Annotated in this window: 11 protein-coding genes; 4 read left to right on the forward strand and 7 right to left on the reverse strand. The window is 41.0% G+C overall.

The window, feature by feature from the left end; translation table 11 throughout:
* Positions 1 to 167, reverse strand: a 167-nt coding sequence (locus L654_RS1000000127790; RefSeq protein ID WP_024608019.1) for a transposase, incomplete at its 3' end; no start/stop codon positions are given.
* 64 nt (positions 168 to 231) lie between these two features.
* Here L654_RS1000000127790 and L654_RS0110840 point away from each other — a divergent pair.
* Positions 232 to 1,515 (forward strand): IS4 family transposase, encoded by a 1,284-nt coding sequence (locus L654_RS0110840; protein WP_029753579.1) that lies wholly within the window; start codon positions 232 to 234, stop codon positions 1,513 to 1,515.
* 45 nt (positions 1,516 to 1,560) lie between these two features.
* Here the strand turns inward: L654_RS0110840 and serA are convergent, their stop codons facing one another.
* From serA to metK, 5 genes are all read right to left on the reverse strand, one after another.
* On the reverse strand, positions 1,561 to 2,790 hold the full coding sequence (gene serA, locus L654_RS0110845; RefSeq protein ID WP_007584756.1) for a phosphoglycerate dehydrogenase: 1,230 nt from the start codon (positions 2,788 to 2,790) through the stop codon (positions 1,561 to 1,563).
* Positions 2,791 to 2,799: 9 nt separating this feature from the next.
* Positions 2,800 to 3,453, reverse strand: coding sequence for a ribose-5-phosphate isomerase RpiA (rpiA, locus tag L654_RS0110850; RefSeq protein ID WP_007584757.1), 654 nt, complete (start codon positions 3,451 to 3,453; stop codon positions 2,800 to 2,802).
* A 53-nt stretch (positions 3,454 to 3,506) separates the two neighbouring features.
* Positions 3,507 to 4,103, reverse strand: a complete 597-nt coding sequence (locus L654_RS0110855) for a 5-formyltetrahydrofolate cyclo-ligase (RefSeq protein WP_029753580.1) — start codon at positions 4,101 to 4,103, stop codon at positions 3,507 to 3,509.
* A gap of 18 nt (positions 4,104 to 4,121) precedes the next feature.
* Positions 4,122 to 4,670: a hypothetical protein gene (locus tag L654_RS0110860; RefSeq protein WP_024608022.1), complete on the reverse strand. Its 549-nt coding sequence runs from the start codon at positions 4,668 to 4,670 to the stop codon at positions 4,122 to 4,124.
* A 175-nt stretch (positions 4,671 to 4,845) separates the two neighbouring features.
* Positions 4,846 to 5,997: a methionine adenosyltransferase gene (gene metK, locus L654_RS0110865; protein WP_007584761.1), complete on the reverse strand. Its 1,152-nt coding sequence runs from the start codon at positions 5,995 to 5,997 to the stop codon at positions 4,846 to 4,848.
* A gap of 304 nt (positions 5,998 to 6,301) precedes the next feature.
* Between metK and tkt the strand changes: the two genes are divergently transcribed.
* The 3 genes from tkt to raiA all read left to right on the forward strand — a co-directional run bounded on the left by tkt (position 6,302) and on the right by raiA (position 9,326).
* Positions 6,302 to 8,293: a transketolase gene (gene tkt, locus L654_RS0110870; RefSeq protein ID WP_024608023.1), complete on the forward strand. Its 1,992-nt coding sequence runs from the start codon at positions 6,302 to 6,304 to the stop codon at positions 8,291 to 8,293.
* Between the two features lie 184 nt (positions 8,294 to 8,477).
* Positions 8,478 to 8,792 (forward strand): pyrimidine/purine nucleoside phosphorylase, encoded by a 315-nt coding sequence (locus L654_RS0110875; RefSeq protein ID WP_024608024.1) that lies wholly within the window; start codon positions 8,478 to 8,480, stop codon positions 8,790 to 8,792.
* Positions 8,793 to 8,969: 177 nt separating this feature from the next.
* Positions 8,970 to 9,326 (forward strand): ribosome-associated translation inhibitor RaiA, encoded by a 357-nt coding sequence (gene raiA, locus L654_RS0110880; protein WP_007584763.1) that lies wholly within the window; start codon positions 8,970 to 8,972, stop codon positions 9,324 to 9,326.
* 296 nt (positions 9,327 to 9,622) lie between these two features.
* Here raiA and L654_RS1000000128270 read toward each other — a convergent pair.
* On the reverse strand, positions 9,623 to 9,807 hold a 185-nt coding region (locus tag L654_RS1000000128270; RefSeq protein WP_225305747.1), incomplete at its 5' end, for a hypothetical protein.

The following is a 9,807-nucleotide window of genomic DNA, read 5'->3' on the forward strand; positions in this document are numbered from 1 at the left end:
TGGCCATTACGCTCTTGCTTTAATTGAGTAACCCACTTACTAACGGTTGATTTACCCACTCCCATCGCTTTGGCTGCTTCTTCTTGAGTATAACTTTGGTCAACTACAAGCTGAGCTGTTTCTAATTTGATTGCTGCAGAATACGTTGCGCGTTTTAATTTCGTCATTTTTTCACCCAAATTTGTATGCTTATCAGCATAACATTTCTTTCTTAATGGGTGGCCAAAATCACTGTACCACTACAAACCTAATGACGTTGAAACACTCGCAGATTTACTCCCTTTATCTCTTATCGAAGAAGCCTATGCACTGACCGAAACCGTTACACTACGAAAAAGAAAACTAACCCTAGAATCGATGGCTTGGTTGTTGATCGGGATGGTTATTTATAATGACAAATCGATGGCCGATGTCGTTAATATGCTCGACATTGTTGACCGCGATGGTAAGCCATTTGTTGCGCCAAGTGCTTTAACTCAGCGTCGTAAAAACCTAGGTGAAGCCGCCATGAAAGCCTTATTTGAATGCACCCAAAGGCATTGGAATAATGGCGCTAATCATCCTCATTGGAATGGGCTTACCTTGCTTGGTGTCGATGGTGTTGTTTGGCGTACGGATGACTCACCCCAAAACAATGAAGCCTTTACAAAACCGACCAATACACAATACCCACAGGTCAGAATGGTGTGTCAAATGGAGCTAAGCAGCCACCTAATCACGGGGAGTGCTTTTGATGATTACAAGGTCAATGAAATGGTGCTGGCTGAAAAGCTTATAGAAACCACACCCGATAACAGTCTCACTTTATTCGACAAAGGTTTCTATTCTTTAGGGCTTTTACATAAATGGCAAACAACTGGCAGTGAACGCCATTGGCTAATCCCCCTGAAAAAAAATGTGCAATATGAAGTTATTCAAACATTAGGGCGTAATGATAAATTAGTCCAACTTAGCAGCAACCCAAGAGCAAGAAAGATGTGGCCAACGCTGCCTAACACCTTAATCGCGAGGTTAGTGACTCGAAAAATAAAGGGGAAGTCATATAGTGTGATGACATCTATGACAGATCCGATGCGATATCTGTCAGCCGATATAGGCGATTTGTACAGTCACCGCTGGGAGATAGAGCTTGGTTATCGGGAACAAAAGCAATATATGCTGGGCAATCGATTAACATTAAGAAGTCGCTTACCAGCGCTTGTAAAGCAAGAGCTGTGGGGAGTGTTGCTTACTTATAATATGGTGCGATATCAGATGGTAAAAATGTGCCACACATTAAAAGGTGATTATTTACCGTACCAACTGAGTTTCAATGGTAGTTTAGCTCAAATAATGAGGTTGCTTGTTGGATTACCTTATTCAACACCTGGAGCCATACCACGTCAATTAAAATACTTTTATGCGACGGCAGAAAGCCTAATTCTAGAGCCTCGAAGGGAACGAGGTTTTCCTCGTGCAGTCAAGCCAAGACCACAGCGGTACGCTAGAAATAAAAAAGCCGCTCACCTTAAGTGAACGGCATTAGTCCATAAGGACCCTTCTTAATATCAAAAGTACTTATTAATGTAAAATACGTGCTCTAATTGTACCCTCAACAGCGCTTAGTTCTTTAAGTGCTACTTCAGATTGATCTGTATCTACATCAATAACTACATAACCAATAGATGCGTCTGTTTGTAGGTATTGCGCAGCAATGTTAATACCGTGCTGTGCAAACGCTTGGTTAATTTGCGTTAGTACACCAGGGCGGTTGTGGTGCACGTGTAATAAACGGCTACGATTAGCAAGCTCAGGCAGCGATACTTCAGGGAAGTTAACGGCAGTAATAGTTGAGCCATTATCTGAGTATTTAGCCAGTTTACCCGCTACTTCAATACCAATGTTTTCTTGCGCTTCTTGTGTAGAGCCACCAATGTGCGGCGTTAAAATAACATTGTCGAATTGGCGCAGTGGCGATACAAATTCTTCATCGTTAGATTTTGGCTCAGTAGGGAACACATCGATTGCTGCACCACTTAGTTTTTTCTCTGTTAGTGCTTCTGCAAGTGCATCAATATCAACAACAGTTCCGCGTGAAGCGTTGATCAAAATAGATCCCTGCTTCATAACAGCAAGTTCTGCGCTACCAATAAGATTTTTAGTTTGCGGTGTTTCTGGTACGTGTAAGCTAATAATATCAGAGCGTTGTAACAGCTGAGTTAGGTTGTGAACTTGTTTTGCATTACCGAGTGATAATTTATCTTCGATATCGTAAAACTCCACGTTCATACCGATATTTTCAGCCATAATACCTAGCTGAGTACCAATGTGACCGTAGCCAATAATACCTAATGTTTTACCACGTGCTTCAAACGAACCATTTGCTGTTTTTAACCAGCCACCACGATGAGCCGCTGCATTACGCTCTGGAATACCGCGTAATAAAAGTAGGATTTCACCAAGTACAAGTTCAGCAACTGAACGAGTATTAGAAAATGGTGCGTTAAATACAGCAATACCGCGTTCGCGTGCTGCATCTAAATCAACTTGGTTTGTACCAATACAAAAACACCCAACAGCAACTAGCTTGTCAGCTGAGTCTAATACGGCTTGGTTAATATGAGTACGAGAACGAAGTCCTACAAAGTGAACATCTTTAATGCGCTCTTTTAATTCGTCCTCAGGTAAGGATGTTTTAACGTAGTCGATATTGCTGTAACCGTTACGTTTTAGCGTTTCAACAGCGCTTTGGTGAACACCTTCAAGCAAGAGAATTTTAATTTTGTCTTTTGCTAACGATACCTTACTCATAACCTCATCCTATTTAATTTGTGGCCCATTTTTAGTACCGATAATCACTTTATCAGCACCACGCATTGCAAATAGGCCGTTGGTAACTACGCCAACAATTGAATTTATTTGTGCTTCAAGTTGTTTAGCATTGGTAATTTTTAAGTTAAATACATCTAATATAACGTTACCGTTATCGGTAACTACGCCTTGGCGATAAACAGGGTCACCACCAAGCTTTAATAATTCTCGAGCAACGTAGCTGCGAGCCATTGGAATAACTTCTACCGGAAGCGGGAAGTCGCCTAATGTTTTTACTAATTTGGTGTCATCTACAATGCACACAAATTGTTTAGCTACTGCGGCTACTATTTTTTCGCGAGTGAGGGCTGCACCGCCACCTTTAATCATTTCGTTTTGAGCATTTATTTCGTCAGCACCGTCAACGTATACATCTAAAGCAGCAACGTTATTAAGCTCAAATACTTCAATACCTAACGCTTGTAGGCGCGCGGTTGAGGCTTCTGAGCTTGATACAGCGCCTACAATAGTGTCCTTTACTGAGCCAAGGGCATCAATAAAGTGATTAACAGTAGAGCCTGTACCCACACCTACAATAGTGTTTTCTTTTACAAACTCGAGTGCTGCCCAAGCAGCTGCTTTTTTTAATTCGTCTTGTGTCATTGCTTTGTGCTCATGTATGTCAGAAATATGCGGTTAGTAATCAAATTTAATTGTTACCAACAGTATGTTTTATCTGGGGTGATAATGGTTTTAAGTGGTACGTCCCACGACTCGATTGGTAGGGCCTCAACTTTTTGGCATTCATGTGCAAGGCCAATTAGTTGTGGTTTTTGCCAATTTTGTTCGTGTAAACGCGCCAATGTCCGGTCGTAAAACCCACCTCCCATTCCTAGGCGATTACCTTGTTTATCAAATGCAACTAATGGCATAAGGAGGTAATCAAGCACTGGTAATGGGCATATTTGAGAGCAGTTCAGCTTAGGCTCCAAGATACCATAGCGATTTGCCCTCATGGGTGAGTTTTTCTCATAGCGCTGAAATAGTAAATTAGCGCCATTGAATGGGTGTATTATGGGTAGGTAAACAGCATGGTTTAAGTTCCATAATTCTTTAATTAACAATGAAGTGTCTAGCTCCCCATCGTTACTTAAGTAAATGGCAATATGCTTTGAGTTCGTTGTTTTTTCGCTTTTCAAGTGTTGAATAAAATTCATTTTTAGCGATTGCGCAGCAATTATTTGCTGATTATTTGACAAGTTTTTACGGGTGTTACGAATTTCCGCTCTTATTTGTGCGCGTTTATTGCTCATTAAACTAATTAGCCATTTTTAAAAAGAGAATAAATCGGGAAAAATTAAAAAAACAGCCAGTACGACTAGCAAAATGGTGGCAGTTGCAATCAATGAATATAAAAGTAAGTTACTGCGTTTTTTAGGAGTCGCTAAATCCTCATCTAGCATTAGGTCGTCATTTTGCCATTCGTCTACACTTTCGTCTGGTGTATTTAATTGAGCTTCAGGAAGGCGTTGCTCTAGCTCATCTAGCTTTTCTTCAAGGCGTATTAAGCTGCTAGTGATGTAATCGAGTGCATCAAAAATACGTTCATCACGTTGGTTGTTATTTGCAGCAGGGTTTGAGCCATTTTGAGTGATGTTTGAAACAGCTTGAAGCTTACTTTTAATGCCTAAGCCTGCTAGTAACTTAGCCTGTTTTAACGCTTTGTCTTTATCGCTTGGTGCAAACAGTGGCTTACCTTTAAAAAAAAGAGCTACTTTTTCATCTGACGTTTTTAATTTTGCAGCTAAATTTGTACATGCTGTTTTTATGTCAACGTTATCGGCAAGTCCTGCAAATATAACGCGAAGGTTATCGGCCATTTAACTGTCCCTAAAGCTTTTATAATGAAATGAGTATATACCTAAAGTACAAAAGAATTCGAGGTCGATTTAATAGTTATTTTGTAGACGCTCTACAAACAATATAGCGAATAAGTTTTAGATGCAAAAACGGCCCTTAAAAGGGCCGTTTTTAATTTACTACAACAATTTTGGCTTAAAGGCCAGCAGCTGCGCGAAGTGCGTCTGCTTTATCTGTACGTTCCCAAGGGAATTCGTCACGACCAAAGTGGCCGTAAGCCGCTGTAGGAAGGTAGATAGGGCGCTCTAAATCAAGCATTTGAATTAAGCCATAAGGGCGCAGGTCAAAGTGTTCACGAATAAGCTCGATTAAACGGCTTTCTTCTAGCTTGCTTGTACCAAACGTTTCAACGCTAATAGAAGTAGGCTCTGCAACACCAATTGCGTAAGAAACTTGTAGCTCACACTTGTCAGCAAGACCAGCAGCAACAATGTTTTTAGCAACGTAACGTGCAGCGTATGCCGCGCTACGGTCAACTTTTGATGGATCTTTACCAGAGAAAGCACCACCACCGTGACGAGCCATACCACCGTATGTATCTACAATGATTTTACGACCAGTTAAACCACAGTCACCCATTGGTCCGCCAATTACAAAGCGACCTGTTGGGTTAATGAAAAACTTAGTTGCACTTGTGATAAGTTCTGCAGGAAGTACCGGCTTGATGATTGTTTCCATCACAGCTTCTACTAAATCTTTTTGCGAAATGTCTTCGCTGTGCTGAGTAGAAAGTACAACAGCATCAATACCTACTGGCTTACCGTTTTCGTATGCAAAAGTAACTTGAGATTTTGCATCTGGACGTAACCAATTAAGCTCGCCGCTTTTGCGTACTTGCGCTTGGCGCTGTACTAAACGGTGTGAGTAAGTAATTGGAGCAGGCATTAGTACTTCTGTTTCGTTACATGCGTAACCAAACATTAAGCCTTGGTCGCCAGCGCCTTGCTCTTCTGGGCTAGTACGGTCAACACCTTGGTTAATGTCTGGAGACTGTTTACCAATAGTGTTTAAAATTGCACATGAATCGGCATCAAAGCCCATGTCTGAATTTGTGTAGCCAATGTCACGAATTGTTTTACGTGTAATTTCTTCGATATCAACCCATGCGCTAGTAGTGATTTCACCACCAACCATAACCATACCGGTTTTTACGTAAGTTTCGCATGCAACACGGGCATGAGAGTCTTGCTCTAGGATAGCATCAAGTACCGCATCAGAGATTTGATCGGCGATTTTATCCGGATGACCTTCAGAAACTGATTCAGAAGTAAATAAATGTTTTGCCATTGTAATTCTGCTCACAAATATTGCGCTTCACAAACGTCGGTATTAGCGCTAAAAAATTAAGGGGCGTATTTTATCGAAAACAAAACACCTTGCATAGTGTTTTTACGCCTAGACGTCTAAATAAAATTACTAATAACTTTTTGGTCTTAAAAAATATTCATAATGCCTCACTTTTATAGGGTTTTTAATTGCACACAGCCCCCACAATAAGTAAGAATGGTCGGTATAAACGAACCCAAGTTACTTGGGTGCATAAACAAACACATAAATACCCGCGCAAATACACATAAAGGTAGGAGAATTCATGCCATCTCGCAAAGAACTTGCAAATGCTATTCGCGTCTTGTCAATGGACGCAGTACAAAAGGCCAAATCTGGTCACCCTGGAGCCCCTATGGGCATGGCTGATATCGCAGAAGTATTATGGCGCGATTATCTAAAACATAACCCAACGAATCCAGAGTGGGCTGACCGTGACAGATTTATTCTTTCAAACGGCCACGGTTCAATGCTTATCTATTCTCTATTGCACCTAAGTGGTTACGACTTACCACTGGACGAAATTAAAAACTTCCGTCAAATGCATTCTAAAACACCAGGTCACCCTGAATATGGCTATGCACCAGGAATCGAAACTACTACGGGTCCATTAGGTCAAGGGATCACAAATGCCGTAGGTATGGCAATTGCTGAAAAAGCGCTAGCTGCACAGTTTAACCGTGAAGGTCACGATATTGTTGATCACTTTACCTATGCATTTATGGGCGATGGCTGCCTTATGGAAGGTATTTCTCATGAATCAGGTTCACTTGCAGGCACATTAGGTCTGGGTAAACTTGTTGCATTTTGGGATGACAACGGCATCTCAATCGATGGCGAAGTAGAAGGTTGGTTTACAGATGACACGCCAGCTCGCTTTAAAGCATACGGTTGGCATGTAATTAGTGGTGTTGATGGCCACGACAGCGATGCTGTAAGTGCTGCAATTGCAGAAGCAAAAAGCGTTACCGATAAACCTTCACTAATTTGTTGTAAAACAATTATTGGTTACGGCTCACCTAATAAATCAGGCAGCCATGATTGTCACGGTGCTCCACTAGGTGATGATGAAATTAAAGCATCTCGCGAATTTTTAGGTTGGACTGGCGATGCTTTCGAAATTCCTGATGATATTTACGCACAGTGGGATGGCAAAGAAAAAGGTCAACAGCTTGAATCAAGCTGGGACGAAAAATTTGCAGCATACGCAAAAGCATACCCAGAGCTTGCAGCTGAATACAAGCGTCGTATTAATAACGAACTTCCTGGCGATTGGGCTGAAAAATCTCAAGCGTATATTGAGCAATTACAAGCAAACCCAGCAAACCCAGCGTCTCGTAAAGCATCGCAAAATGCATTAAATGCGTTTGGTCCGTTATTACCAGAATTTATGGGTGGCTCAGCCGATTTAGCTGGCTCAAACTTAACAATTTGGGATGGCTCTAAAGGTTTAACACGCGATGATGCAAGCGGTAACTACATTTATTACGGTGTGCGTGAGTTTGGTATGTCGGCAATTATGAATGGTATTGCGCTTCATAAAGGTTTTATTCCTTACGGTGCTACGTTCTTAATGTTTGTTGAATATGCAAAAAATGCCGTACGTATGGCTGCATTAATGAAGCAACCAAGCATTTTTGTATACACGCACGACTCAATTGGTTTAGGTGAAGATGGTCCAACTCACCAACCAGTAGAGCAAATTGCAAGCATGCGTTTAACGCCTAACCTATACAACTGGCGTCCATGTGACCAAGTTGAGTCGGCAATTGCATGGCAACAAGCTATTGAGCGTAAAGATGGTCCTACATCGTTAATCTTTACTCGCCAAGGTCTTGAGCAACAAACGCGTGACGCACAGCAATTAGCAGATGTTAAAAAGGGTGGTTACATCCTTAGCTGTGACGGCAACCCAGAGATTATTTTCATTGCAACGGGTTCTGAAGTGCAACTAGCACAAGATTCAGCAAGTGAACTACGCAGCCTAGGTAAAAAGGTACGTGTTGTATCTATGCCATGTACTGATGCCTTTGAAGATCAAAGCGCAGCATACAAAGAAAGCGTATTACCGGCATCTGTTTCACGCCGCGTAGCAGTAGAAGCAGGTATTGCTGACTACTGGTACAAGTACGTAGGCCTAAACGGCGCAGTAGTAGGTATGACTACCTTTGGTGAGTCAGCACCTGCAGGCGAGCTGTTTGAGCACTTTGGTTTTACAGTGGCAAACATTGTAAGCAAAGCAAACGAGCTTTTTTAATCGCTTTGATTAAATAAAGTAAGTAATTGAAAAACCCGCACATGTTGCGGGTTTTTTTATGCCCTTACATGAAGCAACTTCACCTTGAACAATGCAGCTTTCCTTGCAAGAAAGTAAGCTATCAGGCAAGGTAGTGCGATAAAATTTATAAATAAAAATCTTAAATTAATAGCAGGAGCTAAAAATGCCAAAGTTCGATAACGTGAGTGTAGTAAAAAAAGCCAATGTATATTTTGACGGAAAAGTGTCAAGTCGTACCGTTATTTTAGGTGATGGCGAAGCGAAAACGTTAGGCTTTATGCAACCAGGTGAGTTTGTTTTTGATACAAACCAAAAAGAATGCATGGAGCTTTTAGCTGGCCAATGGGATATTTTATTACCAGGTACAAGTGAATGGAAAACATTTAACGCGGGTGAATCGTTTAATGTTGATGCAAATGTAAGCTTTAAAGTAAAAGTATCTGATTTTGCTGACTACTGTTGTTCGTACACAGATTAATCAGTACAGCTAGACGTCTGAAAGCCCATGCACTATGGGCTTTGCATAAACTTTGCGCAACGCATGATTTAAATCACCAAAAACCGCAAATAAACCTCAAATATATCTCTTTTTTCCTTGTGTTAATCTAAATAGCCCCCAATACTATTTATGAGGTAACAAATAAAAGGATACCCTATGAAAATTAATCTTTCTGGTCACCATGTTGAAGTTACTGACTCTATTAGAGAGCACATCAACGAAAAATTTTCAAAAATCGAGAGCCATTTCCCATCGCTTATTGCACTCGAAATTATTTTGTCTAAAGAACATCATAAAATCCAAGCTGAAATTAGCACTAATTATGAAGGCACGCGCATATCGGTAAAAGGGGAAAACGAAGTTATGTACCCTGCCATTGCAAGTGCAGCTAAAAAACTCGATGCAGCACTAAAACATCGAAAAGGGCAGATAAAAGCAAACTTACACGAAAAGCCTGTTAGCACTACACCTGAAATCGCACACGAGATCATCCAAGAGATGGATCTTAAATAAAATTTAGTCACAAAGTATTGTAAAAAAGAGCCGTATGGCTCTTTTTTATTGCCTGTAATTTAGGTAAGTTATGCGTTCTTGCAGTTTATTAATTATAAAGGTTAGGGTCTGTTTATCTTTCGAGGTTGAATTTACAGCTGTATGTTGGGCTTTTAGGCAAGGCAGAGCCTATGTAGTGTGGTTCTTCCCCATAAATAGGCGATAACGCAGCATAAAAACCCAACATACGCTGCCCAAAGGGTTCTGCCTAGGGACGATTAACTCTTTATTGCTCGATTTTTACTTAGCCCACTAGGTTACAAACCTCGCGCTGCGATTAAATCGCCCCTAGGTTGAATAAATTTCAATCCTGAAAGGTCAACAGACCCTGATAAAAAGAACACACAACACACATATTTTGAGAAATTAATGCACACAACAAAAGCAGTATGGAAGTCTCGACTAGGTGCGCTTGGGCCTGGAATACTCATGGCAACAGCCG

The sequence above is a fragment of the Pseudoalteromonas sp. TAB23 genome, assembly GCF_000498075.1.
Classification (GTDB): domain Bacteria; phylum Pseudomonadota; class Gammaproteobacteria; order Enterobacterales; family Alteromonadaceae; genus Pseudoalteromonas; species Pseudoalteromonas arctica.